This window comes from Aeromonas sp. CA23 (assembly GCF_002587065.1).
GTDB lineage: Bacteria > Pseudomonadota > Gammaproteobacteria > Enterobacterales > Aeromonadaceae > Aeromonas > Aeromonas bestiarum.
In genome coordinates, this window is record NZ_CP023818.1 from 2,298,054 (window position 1) to 2,316,099 (window position 18,046).

At 62.3% G+C, this 18,046-nt stretch carries 15 protein-coding genes; 4 read left to right on the forward strand and 11 right to left on the reverse strand.

The genetic code is table 11. The features are described 5' to 3' along the window. Genes CK910_RS10925 through CK910_RS10940 form a run of 4 tightly spaced genes read right to left on the reverse strand, consistent with a single transcriptional unit; the run spans position 1 to position 3,606 of the window. Positions 1-846 carry an SDR family oxidoreductase gene (locus CK910_RS10925; protein WP_098982943.1) on the reverse strand — a complete coding sequence of 282 codons (846 nt, stop codon included), beginning with the start codon at positions 844-846 and terminating at the stop codon, positions 1-3. Then, positions 843-1,502 (reverse strand): TenA family transcriptional regulator, encoded by a 660-nt coding sequence (locus tag CK910_RS10930; protein WP_098982945.1) that lies wholly within the window; start codon positions 1,500-1,502, stop codon positions 843-845. The genes CK910_RS10925 and CK910_RS10930 overlap by 4 nt, the downstream gene beginning before the upstream one ends. Then, positions 1,499-2,965, reverse strand: a complete 1,467-nt coding sequence (locus tag CK910_RS10935) for an AMP-dependent synthetase/ligase (RefSeq protein ID WP_098982947.1) — start codon at positions 2,963-2,965, stop codon at positions 1,499-1,501. Before CK910_RS10935 ends, CK910_RS10930 begins: the two co-directional genes overlap by 4 nt. Beyond that, entirely contained in the window at positions 2,962-3,606 is a 645-nt protein-coding gene (locus CK910_RS10940; RefSeq protein ID WP_098982950.1) for a thermostable hemolysin, read from the reverse strand. Before CK910_RS10940 ends, CK910_RS10935 begins: the two co-directional genes overlap by 4 nt. A 217-nt stretch (positions 3,607-3,823) precedes the next feature. On the opposite strand from CK910_RS10940, the gene CK910_RS10945 reads away from it, so the two are divergent. The 3 genes from CK910_RS10945 to CK910_RS10955 all read left to right on the forward strand — a co-directional run bounded on the left by CK910_RS10945 (position 3,824) and on the right by CK910_RS10955 (position 6,664). Further along, complete coding sequence (locus CK910_RS10945; protein WP_098982952.1) at positions 3,824-4,462, forward strand: class I SAM-dependent methyltransferase; 639 nt, start codon at positions 3,824-3,826, stop codon at positions 4,460-4,462. Between the two features lie 144 nt (positions 4,463-4,606). After that, positions 4,607-5,830: a winged helix-turn-helix domain-containing protein gene (locus tag CK910_RS10950; RefSeq protein ID WP_098982954.1), complete on the forward strand. Its 1,224-nt coding sequence runs from the start codon at positions 4,607-4,609 to the stop codon at positions 5,828-5,830. Positions 5,831-5,887: 57 nt separating this feature from the next. Continuing rightward, positions 5,888-6,664, forward strand: coding sequence for a substrate-binding periplasmic protein (locus tag CK910_RS10955; RefSeq protein WP_098982956.1), 777 nt, complete (start codon positions 5,888-5,890; stop codon positions 6,662-6,664). 53 nt (positions 6,665-6,717) lie between these two features. Here CK910_RS10955 and frdD read toward each other — a convergent pair whose 3' ends face one another. The 7 genes from frdD to mscM form a co-directional block, all read right to left on the reverse strand. Next, positions 6,718-7,074 carry a fumarate reductase subunit FrdD gene (gene frdD / locus CK910_RS10960; RefSeq protein ID WP_042867662.1) on the reverse strand — a complete coding sequence of 119 codons (357 nt, stop codon included), beginning with the start codon at positions 7,072-7,074 and terminating at the stop codon, positions 6,718-6,720. Between the two features lie 11 nt (positions 7,075-7,085). Further along, positions 7,086-7,484 carry a fumarate reductase subunit C gene (locus CK910_RS10965; RefSeq protein WP_021138209.1) on the reverse strand — a complete coding sequence of 133 codons (399 nt, stop codon included), beginning with the start codon at positions 7,482-7,484 and terminating at the stop codon, positions 7,086-7,088. A 16-nt stretch (positions 7,485-7,500) separates the two neighbouring features. After that, entirely contained in the window at positions 7,501-8,235 is a 735-nt protein-coding gene (locus tag CK910_RS10970) for a succinate dehydrogenase/fumarate reductase iron-sulfur subunit (protein ID WP_042867664.1), read from the reverse strand. Continuing rightward, positions 8,228-10,012 carry a fumarate reductase (quinol) flavoprotein subunit gene (gene frdA / locus CK910_RS10975; RefSeq protein ID WP_043555131.1) on the reverse strand — a complete coding sequence of 595 codons (1,785 nt, stop codon included), beginning with the start codon at positions 10,010-10,012 and terminating at the stop codon, positions 8,228-8,230. Before frdA ends, CK910_RS10970 begins: the two co-directional genes overlap by 8 nt. A 517-nt stretch (positions 10,013-10,529) precedes the next feature. Beyond that, positions 10,530-12,407, reverse strand: a complete 1,878-nt coding sequence (locus CK910_RS10980; RefSeq protein WP_098982958.1) for a methyl-accepting chemotaxis protein — start codon at positions 12,405-12,407, stop codon at positions 10,530-10,532. 156 nt (positions 12,408-12,563) lie between these two features. Next, the gene (locus tag CK910_RS10985) at positions 12,564-13,250 is read right to left on the reverse strand and encodes a glycerophosphodiester phosphodiesterase (protein ID WP_098982960.1); all 687 of its coding nucleotides are present in this window, start codon (positions 13,248-13,250) and stop codon (positions 12,564-12,566) included. 24 nt (positions 13,251-13,274) lie between these two features. Continuing rightward, positions 13,275-16,556, reverse strand: coding sequence for a miniconductance mechanosensitive channel MscM (gene mscM, locus CK910_RS10990; protein ID WP_098982961.1), 3,282 nt, complete (start codon positions 16,554-16,556; stop codon positions 13,275-13,277). A 155-nt stretch (positions 16,557-16,711) separates the two neighbouring features. On the opposite strand from mscM, the gene CK910_RS10995 reads away from it, so the two are divergent. After that, on the forward strand, positions 16,712-18,046 hold the full coding sequence (locus tag CK910_RS10995; RefSeq protein WP_043555137.1) for an MATE family efflux transporter: 1,335 nt from the start codon (positions 16,712-16,714) through the stop codon (positions 18,044-18,046).

An 18,046-nucleotide genomic window follows, 5' to 3' on the forward strand; every position in this document is an offset into this window, starting at 1 on the left:
TTAACGTTCCTTCTCTGTCATGACGGAAGTGGAGTGCCCCGGATTGCCGGCACCGGGCGCCGCGTGGCGGGCATAGCGCTCTATGATGGGTTTTTGCTTGGCCAGCGCCCGGTCGACCAGGCCGGGCAGCAGGGCGTTGAGCCGCACGAACAGCTTCTCCGGCCAGCCGAGCCAGCTGCGGCGGGTCTCGTTGCACAGGGCGATGACGGCCTCCTCGGCCACGTCCTGCGGGCTGTCGGTGTGGGTGCCGAGCTCGGCATTCATCTCGTAGGCCGCCTCTGAGTTGAGGCGGGTACGGGTGGCGCGGGGGGCGAAGTGCAGCACCTGGATGCCGGTTCCCTCCAGCTCGCGGCCGAGCGCCTCGCTGAAGCCGCGCAGGGCGAACTTGCTGGCACAGTAGACGCTGTAGCCGGCGTAGCCGATGGCGCCGAAGCTGGAGCCTATGTTCATGATCACCGCCGGCTTGCGCAGCCGGGGCAGCAGCATGCGGGTGAGCTGGATCGGCGCCTCGACGTTGAGCAGCAGCTGGCGCTCGACCTGCTCGCTGCTCTGATCCTCCAGCCAGGCAAACTGGTTGCAGCCGGCGTTGTTGATCAGCACGTCCAGCCCCTCGTCCAGCGCCGGGTGCTGCAGCAGTTTGGCCCGCTCCTGGGGCGAGTCCAGATCGGCGATCACCGTCTGGTGGCGCTCCGGGTGCGGCAGCTCCTTGCAGAGGCGCTCCAGCGCACTGGCCCTGCGTCCATGCAGCAACAGGTGTGCCCCCTGGGCCGCCAGCTCCTGGGCCAGCGCTTCGCCGATCCCGCCGCTGGCGCCCGTGAGCAGCACGAGTTTTCCTTCAAGCTTCATGATGTCTGGTTTTCCGTCAGTTGATAGAGCATGTCGGCGTAGAGGCGGTAGACCACCCTGGCCGCGTGAATGATGGCTGCCTGATCCGCCGGGTCTTCCACCCGGTTCATCAGGGATTCGAAGAACTTGAGGTGCTCCTGATCCAGCGCGCCGTGGGAGCTCAGGTAGCTCATGGCCTGGGGGGGCAGGCCGAGACCCGTTTTCAGCTGATCGGCTACGGTCAGGGCGATGGCGACGCTGGTGCCTTCCAGCACCTGCACCATGCCGAAGAAGCCCATGGGGTTGCCGCGCTGCACCTGGTCATAGAGAAAGGCCACCATCAGTTCGATGGGCAGCTCGGGCTGGCCGTGGCGCACAGCCTCGGCATCGCCACCACAGGCGCGGATGTCGCTCAGGATCCACTCCTGATGGCCGTACTCCTCGTCGATGTACTCGGCAATGGCGCCGCGCACCCATTCATACTCCTGGCCCAGCTTGCCGCCGGTGGCCATCAAGAGCGGTACCGTGTGGCGCACGTGATAGAAGGCCTGGGCGAGGAAGCGCAGGTAGATGTCGCGGGAGATCTCCCCCTTGCGGCACGCCTCTATGATGGGGGCTTTGAACAGATGCTCCCGGGCCTGGGCTGTGGCTTGTTGCAGCACTTGATAGAAGCTCATGAGGTCTCTCCTGTAAGGCATTGGCTGATCTGCCGGGAAAAGTGGTGATAAATCCGCTCGCGGCGGGGGCGACCGTTGGCGGTCAGCAGTTCCGGATGCTGATCCAGCGCCACCGGCAGCCAGTGATGGATACGGGCATAGTCGGGCAGGCGGTGATTGAGCTGCTCGATCTGCTGAGCCAGCTGGGCGTCGGCGCCGGGCAGTGGCTGGATCAGGGCGACGTTGGCCGGTTGGCCGTCACCGAAGATCACGATGCGGGCGATGGCGGGACAGAGCTGGGCTTCCGCCTCGATCCACTCGGGGGAGAAGTTGCGGCCAAAGGCGGTGATCTGGACGTTCTTCTTGCGCCCCGTGATGTGCAGGTAGCCCTCATCATCCAGGTGGCCCAGATCGCCGGTGGCGACCAGTTCTGGCGCCGGTTCGTCGCTGCCCAGATAGCCGAGCATGGCAGCCCCCTCTACCAGGATCTCGCCGTCGGCGGCGATCGATACCCGGCAGTGGGGCAGTGGCTGGCCGACGCTGCCCAGGCTGTGTCCATCCGGACCGTTGAGCGCCACCACTGAGCCGCACTCCGACAGGCCATAACCTTCATAGACAGGCAGCCCCAGCTTGCGAGCGCGGCTGATGAGCTCGGGGGAGACCTTGCCGCCGCCCACAGCGACGAAGCGCAGGCCGGCCAGCTGCTCGGCCAGCGCTGGGTTGGCACTGCACAGGGCCAGCAGCAGGCGCAGCAGCTCGGGCACCAGCACCAGGCTGTGGGTGGGCCAGCGCAGCAGGGCCTGGGCCAGGGTGGCCGGGTCCAGCTTGCTGGAGCCGACAAAGCCGAGCTCTCCCAGCGAGGGAATGCGGCTGCTGGCGCCGGTGAGCAGCGGCACGTAGAGGCCGGTCAGGTTTTCCAGCAGTGTGGTAAGCGGCAGCAGGGTCAGGTGTTTCTCGACGTTGGCCGGGGCGACCCGCTCGGCCAGCGAGGCGCAGACCGCCATCATCTGGTCAAGGGAGAGGCAGACCCCTTTGGGCTGCCCCGTGCTGCCGGAGGTATAGGTGATCTTGGCGGTGCCGGCCGGCAGGGGCGGCAGACTGGCAGGCGTGCGGCGCCACAGCGGCAGCTCGCCGACCGCCAGTTGCAGCGGCTCGCTCGCCTGCCAGCCGGGATGGTGGGGGCCGATCAGGGCGTCGGCGCCGCTGCTCTCCAGCAGCCACGCCTGCTGCTCCGGGCTGAAGAAGTGGGGGACCGGGATCACCACTATGCCGGCCTTGGCGCAGGCCAAGTCGATCAATGCCCAGGGCAGGCCGTTGTCCAGTTGCAGTGCCAGTCGGGCTATGCCGGCCTGCTGCAGACGGTCGGCCAGGGCGGACACCTGCAGCCACAACTGTTGGTAGCTGATCCTATGCTCGCCGCCACTCAGGGCCGGGCTGTGGGGTGCATGGCGGGCGAAATGGGCTATCTGGTCAAACAGCATCATAGGGCGTTCCGGTGCGGGCAGTTGAACAGGGAGGGCATGGGGGCCAGCAGGGAGAGCAGCAGGCTGCCCTGGGCCAGTGCCTGCCGTCCCTGGCCGAGATCCCCGACCATCACCTTGGGCTGGCAGTGGTAATAGGCGCCCCAGGCGCTGGCATCGTCACCCACCTTGTCGGCCTGGGCGGGGGCCAGCTCCACCGGGGTGAGGTGGAGGCGATGGAAGCTGTTGCGAAGCCGGGCTGTGCCGGTGAACACAACATAATCGAGGTCGTTGTCGCACAGCAGGCGGCAGAGCGCAGCAAACATCAGACGGGCGTTGCCCGGTTCGCTACAGGCGAGATTGCCCACCTCGACGATGCGATTTCGCCGGGCGGGGGCACCCAGCCTTGCCTCGATGGCGACCTCTATGGGGTGGTCCAGATACTGTTCCAGATAGAGGCGTTCATCACTTGCCAACTTGAGGCCGCAGGCGCCAACCAAGATGCCGTCTGCCCGGTAGAGACCGAGCAGGCAGGGCAGAAAATGGGGAATGCGGGCGTTGAACTCCTGGCTGTAGGCCGCTTGTATGTAGGCCTGCAATGCCATGACCTGTTGCGGGGTATCGGCCAGTACCAAACGGTAGGGGGCTTGAATGTCTGTGGTCATGGATGGCTCCTTCTGATCTGTTGTTGTCAGACTAAAGGGGCAAACTTAAGAAACCCTTAAGAGGTAAAAAATTTGTATCAGGGCGATGCAACGTCCTGAAAAATGAAGCGAAGCTGTGACGAGCCATCCGGTCGGCAGGACAAAAACCTTGTCAGCCAGCAGACAGGCAGGCAAGCTGCGGCCATTTCAGACCGCCCCGCTTTCGAGAGAAGATGCCATGACCCCCTTATCCTGCCCGCTCTGCTGTGCCACCGATGCCTATGGTCTGCCGGTGGCCGGCAAGCTGTATCATCGCTGCCGGGCCTGCGAGCTGGTCTGGCTGGATGCGGCCGAGCACCTGGATCCCGAGCGCGAGAAGGCGGTCTATGACGGCCACGACAACCAGGTGGATGATCCCCGCTATCGCAGCTTTCTGATGCGGGCCTTCGGCGAGGTGCTGAGCCGGCTGCCGCCGCCGGCCAGCGGCCTCGACTTCGGTTGCGGCCCGGGCCCGGCGCTGATCGCCATGGGGCGGGAGGCGGGCTACCAGATGGCAGGCTACGACAAGTTCTATGCCGACTTCCCCGAGCTGCTGACGCGGCAGTATGACTTCATCACCAGCACCGAGGTGATCGAACACATCGCCACCCCGCGCACCGTGCTGGATGGGCTCTGGGCCTGCCTCAAGCCCGGCGGCATCCTGGTGTTGCAGACCCAGCGGGTGCTGGGTGACGAGCGTTTCAAGAGCTGGCGCTACCGCCACGATCCGACCCACATCGTCTTCTTCGCCGAGGCCTCGTTTCGCGCCCTGGCGGCCCGCTGGCAGGCGCAGGTCGAGTTTCCCCACGCCGATGTGGCCGTCATCACCAAACCCTGAGCAGGGCGTTTTCATTTGCCGCCGAGTTGGGCATGCTGATGACCTGACCGCAGGGCGTTACCTTCCCCGTTTATCGTCGGACTGGGGCTGCGAGCCGCGATGAGGCGGCAAGCGCGGCACCCTGAAACCAAGGAGTGGTTTTTCATGTCGATCCCCCATCTCTCGCTGCAGGACGCCCGTCATCTGCAACTGGCGGCCCAGGGCCTGCTTGCCCCCCGTCGCAGCAAAGCGACCCCGGCCGATCTGCTGGCCACCATTCGCCGCATGGCGCTGCTGCAGATAGACACCATCTCTGTGGTGGCGCGCAGCCCCTATCTGGTGCTGTTCAGCCGGCTCGGCCAGTACGAGCCGCGCTGGCTGGAGCAACTGCTGGCCGACGGCGAGCTCTTCGAATATTGGGCTCACGAGGCCTGTTTCGTGCCCCGCGAGGATTACCGCCTGCTGCGCCATCGCATGCTGGATCCCGCCGCCATGGGCTGGAAGTTTTCGGCCAACTGGCTCGCCACCCATCAGCAGGAGATAGGCCAAATCATCGAGCGGATCCGCCAGCACGGCCCGGTGCGGGCGGCCGATTTCGAGCGCAAGGGGGAGAAGGGCAACGGCTGGTGGGACTGGAAGCCGGAGAAGCGCCATCTGGAGGTGCTGTTTACCGCGGGCCAGCTGATGGTGCGCGAGCGGCGCAACTTCCAGCGGGTCTACGATCTGGCCGAACGGGTCATGCCCGACTGGCGTGACGAGCGGGATCTGCCGAGCCTGGAACAAGCGCAAAGGGACATGGTGCGGGCCAGCTGCCGGGCGCTGGGGCTGGTCAAGACCGGCTGGGTGGCCGACTACTATCGGTTGCGGCGCGGCAAATACGACGCCCTGCTCCACCAGCTGGCGGACGGGGGGGAGCTGTTGCCGGTGCGGGTGGAGGGGTGGCAGCACGGCGCCTTCGTGCACGCCACCCTTGCCGATGAGCTGGCGAGGGCCCAGGCCGGCACCCTCAAGGCGACTCATACCACGGCGCTGTCGCCGTTTGATCCGCTCGTCTGGGATCGCAAGCGAGCAAGTGAACTGTTCAACTTTGACTATCGCATCGAGTGCTATACCCCGGCGCCCAAACGCCAGTACGGCTACTTCGTGCTGCCGCTGCTGCACCGCGGCAAGCTGGTGGGGCGCATGGATGCCAAGGCCCATCGCCAGCAGGGGATCCTCGAGATAAAGAGCCTCTATCTGGAGGCAGGCGTCAGGGTGACCCGCACCCTGGCGCAGGATCTGGCCAGGGCGCTGCAGAAGCTGGCGCAGTGGCATCAGACCCCGAGCCTGCAGTACGGCGCCATTCCCGCGCCCCTGCTGGCCCTGTGGCGCGATCTCGGCGGCGCATGATGGATGAGCGGCTCAGCCCTCTGAACTAAGCTGCAAGGGAAGCTAAGGGGGGAGACGATGACGCGATCCATGTTGTTGCTGCTGGGATGGGGCTTGGCCGGGCTGGTGGAGGCGGCCAAGCCCGAGGTGCAGATCTGCCTGGGGGAGGGCAATGAGTGGGCCCCCTTCACCTACTGGGAGCGCAAGGATGGCGTGCCCGATACCCGCCGCCTCACCGGCTCGGCCACCACACTGGTGCTCGATGCCCTGAAAAAACTGGGACTGTCACACCAGATCCGCTACCTGCCCTGGGCGCGGGTGCAGCAGGAACTTGCGGATTATCGCCAGAACGGACTGTGCGAGCTGACCTGGGATGCCAGTTACAAACCCGAGCGGGCCGAGTTCGCCTTCTACAGCGTGCCGCTCTACTACACCCACCTCGGATTTTTCTATCTCAAGCGCCGCTTCCCCGAGGTGCCCGATCTGCAGACGGTCAACCGCTCCCGGGTGTGCGGTGTGATCGGCTACAACTATGCCCCCTATGGGTTGGTGCTGGAGCCGCGCCGGGTCAAGCAGCTGCAGCAGGCGCTGGACATGCTGGGGCGGGATCGCTGCGACTTCTTGCCAAGTGAAATCGAGCCGCTGATGAGCGGGATCGGCCTTGGCATCTATCGGAGCGAGAGCGGTCTGCTCAACCTCGCCCTGCCCAGTCGCAAGGGCTTCTATCTGCTGGTGAGCAAGGGCTCGCCACGGGCCTATGAGCTGGTGACCCGTATCAATCAGGTGCTCATCGACTTTCAGGACAGCGGCTACAGCGACGAGGTGATGCGCCGCTTTTTGCCGCCGGTGGAGTGATGGCCATAAAAAACCGGGCACTTGGCCCGGTTTGTCATTGCGTCAGGATGCGCTTACTGGAAGACCAGCACCATCAGCAGACCGACGGTAATGGCAGACACCAGGAAGGCGAAGCCATAGAACACATAGTGGTGCAGCTTGGTGGTGTGGATCCCCAGATCATGCAGACCGTGGTAGATGCGGTGCATGCCGTGCCAGATGGGCAGGGCTATGATCACCAGCAGGATGCAGGCACCCCACCAGGAGCTGGCGAACTCGAGTGCGCGTTCGTAGCTCATGGTCTCCACGTCCATGATGCCCATGGGCACCAGCAGACCGGTAATGAGGACAATCACTGGCAGCAACATGGCAACCACCATGCCACCGGCACCAAACAGTCCCCAGTAAATGGGTTCGTCAGAACGTCTCATCATTAATCTCCTCAAGCCACGATGATCAGGATCAGCAGGGATACCACTGCCAGCGCCACATACTGGGCGATGACGATCGGCTTCTCCGGCACCAGGTCTTCACCACGGAAGATGCGCATGGCCTTGGGCGCCAGGGCGAACCAGGTCTTGGCGTGGAACAGGCAGGCTGCCAGCGCGATGACGTGGAACAGGATGGCGATCGGGCTTTGCAGGGATTCCAGCCAGCCGTTGAACGCTTCCTGACCCTGAACCAGACGCAGCAGACCCCACATCAGCACGACGGCATAGATGGAGACGAAGATGCTGGTGCCTTCGCGGATCATGTAACCGGTGTAGAAGGCATTCTTCAGCCACCAGTCTTTCTTCATTTCGCGGACGTAAGGCTTACGTTTGCTATTGGTGTTGTTCATGGTCTCATTCCTGATCTCAATCTGGCTTGAACATGGCGATCATGTAGTCCTTGGCGCTCTCGACCTTGCCAAGCTGGATGGCTGCGGCCGGATCCACACCCTTGGGGCAGACATCGGAGCAATAACCCACGAAGGTACAACCCCAGACGCCCTCGTCCTGGCTGATGATCTTCATCCGCTCTTTGGACGCGCTGTCGCGGTTGTCGGCGTTGTAGCGATAGGCCAGTGCCAGTGCCGCCGGACCGGTGAACTTCTTGTTGATGCCATACTGCGGGCAGGCGGCGTAGCACAGACCACAGTTGATGCACATGGAGAACTGGTGATACTTCGCCATGTCGGCCGGGGTCTGGGTGTACTCGCCCTCGCACAGGCTGCGCGGTTCGCTCGGGATGATGTAGGGCTTGATGCTCTCCAGCTTCTCGATGAAATCGGACATGTCGACCACCAGATCGCGCTCGATCGGGAAGTTGTTGAGCGGCTCGATTTTCATCTTGCCCGGCAGATAGTCACGCAGGAAGGTCTTGCAACCCAGCTTCGGAATACCGTTGACCATCATGCCGCAGGAGCCGCAGATCGCCATGCGGCAGGACCAGCGGAAGCTCAGGGTGGAGTCGAGCTGATCCTTGATGTATTGCAGCGCATCCAGCAGGGACATCTCTTTCAGATAAGGCACCTGGAAGGTCTGCATCCAGGGCTCGTTGTCCTGCTCAGGGCGATAACGCAGGATTTCAATTTCGATCATCTCAGCCATTCTTCTTAGCCTCGTCTTGTTTCTCACCCTCGGAACCGTATACGCGTTTTGCCGGTTGGGATTTAGTGATCTTCACATCGGAGTAATCGATGGTCGGGGCGCCTTCCTGGTTGTAGAAGGAGAGGGAGTGCTTGAGGTAGTTCACGTCATCCCGCTCTTCATAACCGTCCAGACGCTGGTGGGAACCGCGGGACTCTTTCCGGTTGATGGCGGAATGTGCCATGGCTTCGGCCACGTCCAGCATGTAGCCCAGTTCGATGGCGTACAGCAGATCCGTGTTGAAGACAGAGGACTTGTCGTTGATCTTGACCTTCTTGTAACGGGCCTTCAGCTCGTTGATCTTGTCGATGGTGCCCTGCATCAGCTCTTCGGTACGGTAGATACCGACACCGGCTTCCATGGACATGCCCAACTCGTTGCGGATATCGGCCGGGTTTTCGGTGCCGTCTATGTCCATCAGCGAGAGGTGTTGCTTGATCAACTGCTCGGCCTTGGCGGCCAGCGCCTGGGTGTCGCCGTGCGCCTGGGTCTTGGCGAATTCACCGGCGTGCTCGCCCGCTACCTTGCCGAATACCACTATCTCGGACAGGGAGTTGGAGCCCAGACGGTTGGCGCCGTGCAGACCGACGGAGGCACACTCGCCCAGGGCGTAGAGGCCCGGCATACGGGTGGCGCACTGACCGTTGGTCTCGATACCACCCATGGTGTAGTGGGCGGTCGGACGTACCGGGATAGGTTCCTTGACCGGATCCACACCCACGTAGGCCTTGGCCAGTTCGCAGATGAAGGGCAGACGCTCTTTCAGGTACTTCTCGCCGAGGTGGCGCAAGTCGAGGTGAACCACGTCGCCCATCGGGCCCTGGATCACGCGGCCTTTCTGCTGCTCTTGCCAGAATGCCTGGGAGAGACGATCGCGCGGACCCAGCTCCATGTGCTTGTTCTTCGGCTGGCCGACCGGAGTTTCCGGGCCCAGGCCGTAGTCTTGCAGGTAGCGGTAACCATCCTTGTTGACCAGGATGCCGCCTTCACCACGACAACCTTCGGTCATCAGTATGCCGGTGCCCGGCAGACCGGTCGGGTGATACTGAACGAATTCCATGTCGCGCAGCGGCACGCCGTGGCGGTAGGCCAGCGCCATGCCGTCACCTGTGACTATGCCGCCGTTGGTGTTGTAGCGGTAAACGCGACCGGCGCCACCTGTGGCCAGAATGACGGACTTGGCCTGGATGAAGCGGGAGACGCCGTTCTGGATATCGAAGGTCAGCACGCCTTGCACGCGACCGTCGTCCACGATCAAGTCCATACAGAAGTGCTCATCGAAGCGCTTGATGCTCGGGTACTTGATGGAGGTCTGGAACAGGGTGTGCAGAATGTGGAAACCGGATTTGTCTGCCGCGAACCAGGTCCGCGGGATCTTCATCCCGCCGAAACGACGCACGTTGGCCTTGCCGTCCGGCTTGCGGCTCCAGGGGCAACCCCAGTGCTCCAGCTGGATCATCTCGTTGGTGGCGTTGTTGACGAAGTAGTCGACCACGTCCTGCTCACACAACCAGTCGCCACCGGATACGGTGTCGTTGAAGTGGTTTTCGAGGGAGTCATCATCACGGACAACACCGGCGGCACCGCCTTCTGCGGCCACTGTGTGGCTGCGCATCGGGTAGACCTTGGAGATCAGGGCGATGTCCAGATCCGGGTGTGCTTCTGCTATGGCGATTGCGGCACGCAGGCCACCACCACCGGCACCGATGATGGCGACATCGGTCTTGATAATATCCACATCTGCCTCCTTAGGGATAGATTTGCTGGGCACGATTTTGCTCTATGAAAAAAATTCAGGCTTGATGCAAGTCAAACTGGTTTGTTTTAGTGCTTGGCAATGGTGACTTTTATCAAAATCACCCCATTCCATGGATGAAAACGCCGTAATTATCGCCATCCTTCAGTTATCGGTATCAGCCGCTGTCATTGCTATGGTTATTTTAAGCTCAGGATTATACGTAGTTTTCTTTCAAAAAAATGAGAAACACCTCTCTTTTTAGGTATTACCCATAAAGTTTTTAAGTTTTTTATCAAAAATATTTAATAAGAATTATTCACGGATTGGCTAATGGCGCGGATGGGTTCAAAAAACTAATCCGAATGTCGATCGTGATGCGTTGTTTTATGACGAGATACCGCTTCGTATGAGAATTTTCATCCCCATAGCCCCGATCGTTGATGTGGTAATAACTATTGAAACAAAAGCATTTTTTCATAAAAAAAGGGGCCTGTGTGGCCCCTTTGATTTACGCCGATCAGATGCGGAACATGCCGACCTGATTGCTCAGTTCACCTGAAATATTTTTAAGTTGTTCAGACAGATGGCGAGAACTGTCGGCGTCGACCGCCAGTTCGTCCGACACATCCTTGACCGCCTGGATGTTGCGGCTGACCTCGTCGGTCACGGCGCGCTGCTCCTCGGCGGCGCTGGAGATCTGGGTGGCCATGTCGGAGATCTGGTTGATGGAGGCGGTGATCTGCTCCAGCGCCTGCGTGGCATCGTTCGCATCTTCCACGCTGTTCTGGGCCAGCAGCTGGCCTTCGTGCATGGTACTGACGGCGCCCTGGGTGTTGCGTTGCAGCGTCTCTATCATGCTGCGGATCTCGACGGTGGAGCTGTGGGTACGCTGTGACAGCACCCGCACCTCGTCGGCCACCACGGCGAAACCACGACCCTGTTCACCGGCCCGCGCAGCCTCGATGGCGGCGTTCAGTGCCAGCAGGTTGGTCTGCTCGGCTATGCCCTGGATGGTGGAGAGTATGGTGTTGATCTCCTGCGCGTTCTTCTCCAGTTCCTGAATGATGCCGGAGGCCTGTTTGACCTGGGTGGCGAGATCCGTGATGGAGCGCTGGTTGCGGGCGATAACCTGCTTGCCGTGATCACAGCTGCTGGAGGAGCTGCGGGCCGCATCTGCGGTCTGTTCGGCGTTGCTGGCCACTTCCACCGCGGTGGCGGACATCTCGTGCACCGCAGTTGCGATCTGGGAGATCTCGTTCTGTTGACGTGCCAGACCCTGGCTGGATTTCTCCGCCATGTTGTGGGAGGACTTGGCCTGCTGGTTCAGTTGGCCGGAGGAGTTGGAGATATCCTGCACCATCACGTGGATGCGATCGATGAAGGTGTTGACGTGCTTGGCCACGACCCCCACTTCGTCTTCACGCTCTATCTTGACGCGGCGAGTCAGGTCACCGTTGCCGCGAGAGAGGTCGGCGATGGCCTCCCCCAGGGTTTTCAGCGGGGCCAGGGAGCCGTTGATGGCCACATAGGAGAAGCCGGCCACGATGAGAATGGTGAGCAGGCCTTGCAGCAGGGCGGAGGTGACCATGCGCGACACGGACTGATAGGCAACCGCCTCATCCACCACTATGCCGAAATACCAGTTGGTGTTGGGGATCTCTGTCAGGTCGAACACGCTGGGTTTGCCGCTGATCTCCATCTCGGAGATGGTGTTGTCATGGGCCAGCTCGTTGACCTTGGCGGCGGTCAGATCCGGGGAGATGGAGGTGGCCTGTTTGAGGGCCAGCTCCTTGTCCGGGTGGGCTATGATGGTGCCATTGCTGTCCACCAGGATGGCGTAGGTGCCCTCCGAGTTGATGGCCAGCACATCGCGTACCAGCGCATCGATGGAGACGTCACCGGCAATCACCCCTTGGGTATTGCCGCGGGTGAAGGGCTCGGCGATGGTGATGATGAGTTGACCCGTGGTGATGTCGGCGTAGGGCGCCGTGATGGCGAGCTTGCCGGCAGCCATGGCGTCCTTGTACCAGGGGCGCTGACGGGGGTCATAGCCGGCCGGCAGATTGGTCGGCTTGCTCTGGATCATCTTGCCATCTTTCGTGCCCGCATAGACCAGATCGAAGTTGCCGGCATTCATGGATTGGGCCAGATGGCTGATGGGTTCGTCTTCCTTGGTGAAGGCCTCCTTGGTGGAGGTGACCATGCTGATACGGGCATCCAGCCAGCGGGAGATGCCTTTCACATTGGCAGCCGAGCTGTCGTCGATGAAACTCCAGATCAGGCGTTGGGTTTCGCTTCTCAGTTGGGAGGTGTTGTACCAGACCTGCAGGCCTGTGATGACCAGGATAATGACCCCGATGGCGAGGACAAGCTTGTTCTTGATGGATAAGTTCATATTTACATCCTTGTGAGCGTCAGTCTGCGATGTGTCGTTTTATTGTTATGAGCCAACTGTTATCGGCCAAAGTCGAACTTTTTGTATCCCGGTGCGCACTTAAATTTATAGCCTAAATCAGCGTTTATCGATCTCCTGCCGAAATAATGAGTCCGATCAGGCCGCAGTAAGGAAGCGGTCCGGCCGGTTGGTAAATATCCCGTCCACCCCCATGGCGGCCAGTGCCGCCAGGTCGGCAGGCTGATCGACCGTATAGACCAGCACCTTCAATCCCCGTCGATGGGCATCCATGACCAGCGCTGTGTCGACAAAGTCCAGGTCGCAGTTGAGCGACCAGGCTCCGAGCTCGGCCGCAAACGCCGCCAGGGTGAGCGGTATGGTGGCGGTCAAGGCTCCCAGCCGGATCTCGGGCCGCAAGGCGGCAAAGCGGGCCAGCTCAGGATGGTGGAAGGAGGAGACGACCCAGTGCGCTGGCGTGAAACCGAGCTCCGCCTCGGCGCGCCGGGTCAGTCGGGCCACCTCGTCGGCTGTTTGTGCCCCTTTCAGCTCGATATGCAGCTCGGCCTTGCCGGCGATGGCCTCCATCACCTGCCACAGGGTCGGGATGGGCTCTCCTTCCCCCGCATCAAGTCCCGCCAGATAGGCACGGGATTGTGCCGTCAGCACGCCGCCGCCGTTCGTGCAACGCTCCAGTCGCCGGTCGTGGAAGACCCACAGCTCGCCGTCGGCCCGCTGTACATCTATCTCTATGGCCTGGGCGCCCAGTGTCAGCGCCAGCCGGATGGCCTTGAGGGTATTTTCCGGCGCCAGCCCGCTGGCGCCGCGATGGGCGATGATCTGCATGATATGGCTCCTGTTGCGCCACGATCAGGCGCGGCTCAGTCGAATGTCGATCTGCTGGTGCGGCAGCCCCAGCCCCTGTTGTTGCAGCTTCTCCAGTACCAGCGAGTGCACCTCGTGAGTGATGGGCATGCGGTGATCCATGCTGTTCACATAGAGCCGGATCTCGTAGATCAGCGCCGAGTCGGTGAATTCGATCAGGAATACCTCGGGGGAGGGGGTCTCCAGCACCAGGGTGGAGGCCCGGATCGACTCTTCCAGAATGGTCTGTACCCGCCTGGGTTCCTGGGTCAGGCCGATGCGGATGCGCAGCCGTACCCGGGTGATGGCATCGGACAGGGACCAGTTGATGAACTGCTCTGTGATGAAGGCCTTGTTGGGGACTATGATCTCCTTCCTGTCCCAATCCACTATGGTGGTGGCGCGGGTCTTGATCTTGGTGACTGTGCCGGTCAGCTCGCGGATGGTGACTGTGTCGCCGAGCCGGATCGGTTTCTCGAACAAAATGATGAGACCCGAGACGAAGTTGGCGAAGATCTCCTGCAGACCGAAACCCAGGCCGAGAGAGAGCGCCGCCACCATCCACTGCGCCTTGGACCAGTCGATGCCGAGGATGGAGAAACCGCTCAGCGCCCCCACCACCAGCACTATATATTTGGTGACTGTGGTGATGGCAAAGCCGGTGCCGGGGGAGAGGCTCAGGTGCTGGAGCAGGGTCAGCTCCATCAGGCCAGGCAGGTTGCGGGCTGTGACCACGGTCAGGATGAAGGTAAACGCCGTCAGCATCAGATCCTGCAATGTGATGGCGGAAAGCTGCTCTATGCCGCCAATCTTGCTGGTGACCTGCCACACCTCTATGCTGCGCAGGAAGCTGAACGCCGAGTTGAGTTCGGACCACTGCACCACCACCAGCATGGTGAAGCCCAGCATCAGCAGGGTGCGCACCAGCCCCAGCGACTGGGCGCTGATGGTATCGAGATCCAGCTCGGTATCTTCCACCACGTCCGGGATCTCCGAACTGAGCTCGTCGTGCCCCTCCTCCCGGCCGCGCTGGGCCAGTATCTCGGCCCGCTTGCTCTTGGCCCGCTCGAAGGCGAGACGGCGGCGCTGGATCAGCATCCAGCGATGCGCCAGATAGTAGACGAGCAGGCAGCCGAGCCCCATCAGCAGGCTCAGCTCCAGCTGGCGCAGCAGGATGCGCGAGGTGTAGAAGTAGCCGAGCAGGGAGCCGATCACTGCCAGCAGGGGCGCCAGCATCAGGCTGTTCCAGATGAAGTGGTGCAGCAAATGCGGCTTGGTCATGTCGGCCTGGCCCCAGGTGAGCGGCAGCCGCTCCCGGTTGAGACGGGCGAAGAACAGCAGCAGCCAGAGGGCGCCGACGATGAAGGCCATCCGGCCGAGGGAGTCGTAGAAGGCGTGATCCTGATAGCTGTTGGCCATCCCCTGCACGAAGAAACTGGGGATGATCACCAGCAGCAGGGTACGAAACTGGCTCCATACCTTCTGCACCCGCTCCTTCTGCCAGCGAAAATGGAGGATCAGGATCCCCTTCTCCAGGGTAAGGTGACGGGCCATCAAGAGTGCCAGCAGCAGGAACCAGATCTCGCCGAGACCGCGGGCCACCGCCACCGCGAACGGATATTGCCAGGCGCCGTCGAGCAGGCCGCGCACCATCAGCACCATGGCGGGCAGGGGCAGGGAGGCAAGCAGGGAGCGCATCAGCAGCCGGCTGGTGAGGCTGAACTTGTCCTGGGTCACCTTGCCGATGCGGGGCGCTATGTGCTGGCTGTATTGGGTCAGATGGCGGGCCAGCTTGAACCAGCACCAGGCCAGCACCAGGATGCCGATGCCGGCGAAGGTGAGGGTGATGGGGTTGTTCTCGGCGATGGCATGGGGCAGTTGCAACCAGTTGACCGGGTTGAGGGCGAGGCCGAGGGCGGCCGGTACCCCGAGCAGTACGGCCGGGGTGAGTGGGCGCACGTCCGGCATCCAGAACAGGTGGCTGGCACTGAGATCGCGGATCTCGTCGATCTTGCTGTTCTGGCGGCTGTAGAGCAGCTTGAGCCGGGTCTGCTCCTGAATGAGGCTGTCGGAGGCGTCGTTGAGGCGGGTCAGCAGTTGCCGCCTGGCCTTGAGCAGGTTGTCGAGCACCGCCTGCTGGGAGCGGTCGAGGGCCATCTCATCGGTGGCCATCAGCTGCTCGCGCAGCTGGCGCGGATCCTTGAGCGCGTCCTGCTCGGTCTCGTACTGGTACTTGGCCATGCGCGCGTTGACGATGGCGGATTCCAGCTTGTCGAGGGGGAAGTAGGCCGGCAGATCGGAGAGCTTGCTGCGCAGATTCTCGCCGTAGGCGTTGCTGATCTGCAGCCACTCCAATTGCTCCCGCACCGAGTTGACCAGATCGTTCAGGACCGAGAGGTTCTTGTCGATGGCCCTTTGATCGTCCTGCACCCGCTCTATCTGATCCTCCAGCGCACCGAGCTGGATGGAGAGCGCCTGGTTCTGCTGTTGCTGCTCCAGCAGCAGCGGCATGTCGGAGGTGAGTTGCTTGCGCAGCCGCTCGCTCTCCGCCAGCGCCAGCTCCGTTTTCTCCCGTCGCAGCTGGTTTTGCTGGTTGAGCAGGCTGGTCTGCCACTCGTCCTCGTCCGTGATGGCGAGGTTGAGCTCCTGCAGCTTCAGCTTGCCGAGATCGTTGCGCTGCTGGGCGGATAGCTGCTCCAGCTCCAGCATCTGGATCCGGTCGGACAGGCTCTGCTCCTTGAGGCGGGTGACCAGCTGCTGGGCCTCCTGCTGGCGATCCGATTCGCTGCTGAAGCTGAGCCGATCGAGCAGGGTACGGGTCTGTTGCAACTGCTTGCGCAGCTCGTCGACCCGCAGGTGATACTCCTGGCCCGTGCTCTCCAGCTGGTTGAGGCTGTCCATCACAGCCTGGCGCTCCTTGCGCAGGTTGAGCTGGCGGTTACTGCTCAGGCCTATGGCCTGGCGCAGCGGCTCCTCCTTGAGGGAGGAGAGTGGCGGGCGAGACTGGGGCTGATAGTTGTGCAGGCTCTCCTTGAGGCGGGCCGACTCCTTGGGGTAGTCGATGAGGATCTGCTGATAGGCCTTGCCCTGCTCGCGATAGCGCTGGGCTTCCCGGGCAAATTGCAGCGCCTGCTGATAACTTTCCCGCAACTTCTGGTTTTCCGGGCTGTCGGTCTTGGGCACGCTCTGCAGCAGCTCCTCCACCTGGGTGATGGCGTCATTGGCCTGAGCGAATGCAGGGGAGAGGCAGAGGGAGAGCAGCAGCAGGGAGAGCAGGCGTTGCAACATGGCGCACGTTTCCGTTCATGAGAGGTCGCCCTAGCCTAAAGCAGGGACCGAGGCGGGTAAAGTTTTCCATATTAATGATTTGTAACATAAATAACGGGCGCTCCGGACCTTGTTTGGCTATTATTCCGGCCGTTTTCCCCTCCTTAGAGCATCTTATGTCAGCAGTCGATCTGGGCACGGCCCCCCTTTCCCGCCTGTTTTGGCGCTACGTCACGCCGACCGTGGCCGCCATGCTGGTCACCGGCATCTATGTCACCATAGACGGCATCTTCGTCGGCCATATCCTGGGCCAGGACGGGTTGGCGGGCATGATGCTGGCGTACCCCATCTGCGCCGTGCTCTATGCGGTGGGGGCGCTGATCGGCATGGGCTCCTCGTCGCTCGCCTCCTTCTACCTCGGCAAGGGGGAGCAGGCGAAGGCGCGCCACATAGTCGGCAATGCGCTGGTGATGGTGCTGCTCGCTTCGGCCGTGCTCGCCTTTATCGGCATCAATTATGGGGACGAGATGCTGGCCTGGATGGGGGCCGAGGGGCTCATATTCGACGCCGGGCTCGCCTATCTGCAGTGGTACGCCTGGCTCGGAGTATTTGCCGTGCTCTCCATGGCGTTCACCGCCCTGCTGCGCAATGACGGGCGACCCGGTCTCGCCACCTGGATCCTGGTGGGCGGCGGCGTACTCAACGTTTTGCTCGATTACCTGCTGATGGCGGTCGTCCCCTGGGGCCTGGCGGGGGCGGCCATCGCCACCATGCTCTCCCAGGCGGTGACCGGCGGCCTCTGTCTGTGGCACTTCTTCACCCCGCGCAGCCAGCTGCGCATTCGCTGGGATACGCTGGTACCGGACTGGCGACTGATGCGGGAGACGCTGCGGCTCGGGGTCTCGAGCTTTCTGATGTATCTCTACCTGTCGGTGGTGCTGGCGCTGCACAACAAGGCGCTGCTGGCGGTGGGTAGCTCGCTGCACGTGGCCGCCTATGGCGTCATCAGCTACAGCGAGGCCTTCTTCTATCTCATCTTCGAGGGGATCGCCATGGGCATACAGCCTATCGCCAGCTTCAACGCGGGGGCGGGCAACTGGCAACGGGTGCTGCGGGTGCGCAACCTGGCGCTGGGCGTCACCCTGCTGGTGGCGCTGTGCGGCATGATCCCGCTCTATCTGTGGCCGGAAGGGGTGGTCTACCTGTTTGCCGGCGACAACGCGGCCCTCTTGCCGGTGGCGAGCCTCGGCATCTGGCTCTACTTCTGGGGGCTGCCGATGGAAGGGCTATTGCTGGTGGGGGCCACCTACTTCCAGGCTATCAACCGGGCCCGCATCGCCTCCCTGCTCACCGGCGGCAAGCTGGTGCTGATCGGCGGCTTCCTGTGGGGCTTCTCCTCCCTGTGGGGGGTGGCGGGGGTCTGGCTGGCATTGCCGACTTGCAGCACTGTGCTGGTGCTGGTGATGTGGTGGGCGATGCGCAAGGAGGCCGGACTGCACGCCGCCGCTTGA

Excerpts from the sequence above, each read along its gene's own strand:
- CK910_RS10925 (WP_098982943.1), bottom strand. The coding sequence starts at position 846 with ATGAAGCTTGAAGGAAAACTCGTGCTGCTCACGGGCGCCAGCGGCGGG.
- CK910_RS10930 (WP_098982945.1), bottom strand. The coding sequence starts at position 1,502 with ATGAGCTTCTATCAAGTGCTGCAACAAGCCACAGCCCAGGCCCGGGAG.
- CK910_RS10935 (WP_098982947.1), bottom strand. The coding sequence starts at position 2,965 with ATGATGCTGTTTGACCAGATAGCCCATTTCGCCCGCCATGCACCCCAC.
- CK910_RS10940 (WP_098982950.1), bottom strand. The coding sequence starts at position 3,606 with ATGACCACAGACATTCAAGCCCCCTACCGTTTGGTACTGGCCGATACC.
- CK910_RS10945 (WP_098982952.1), top strand. The coding sequence starts at position 3,824 with ATGACCCCCTTATCCTGCCCGCTCTGCTGTGCCACCGATGCCTATGGT.
- CK910_RS10950 (WP_098982954.1), top strand. The coding sequence starts at position 4,607 with ATGTCGATCCCCCATCTCTCGCTGCAGGACGCCCGTCATCTGCAACTG.
- CK910_RS10955 (WP_098982956.1), top strand. The coding sequence starts at position 5,888 with ATGACGCGATCCATGTTGTTGCTGCTGGGATGGGGCTTGGCCGGGCTG.
- frdD (WP_042867662.1), bottom strand. The coding sequence starts at position 7,074 with ATGAGACGTTCTGACGAACCCATTTACTGGGGACTGTTTGGTGCCGGT.
- CK910_RS10965 (WP_021138209.1), bottom strand. The coding sequence starts at position 7,484 with ATGAACAACACCAATAGCAAACGTAAGCCTTACGTCCGCGAAATGAAG.
- CK910_RS10970 (WP_042867664.1), bottom strand. The coding sequence starts at position 8,235 with ATGGCTGAGATGATCGAAATTGAAATCCTGCGTTATCGCCCTGAGCAG.
- CK910_RS10980 (WP_098982958.1), bottom strand. The coding sequence starts at position 12,407 with ATGAACTTATCCATCAAGAACAAGCTTGTCCTCGCCATCGGGGTCATT.
- CK910_RS10985 (WP_098982960.1), bottom strand. The coding sequence starts at position 13,250 with ATGCAGATCATCGCCCATCGCGGCGCCAGCGGGCTGGCGCCGGAAAAT.
- mscM (WP_098982961.1), bottom strand. The coding sequence starts at position 16,556 with ATGTTGCAACGCCTGCTCTCCCTGCTGCTGCTCTCCCTCTGCCTCTCC.
- CK910_RS10995 (WP_043555137.1), top strand. The coding sequence starts at position 16,712 with ATGTCAGCAGTCGATCTGGGCACGGCCCCCCTTTCCCGCCTGTTTTGG.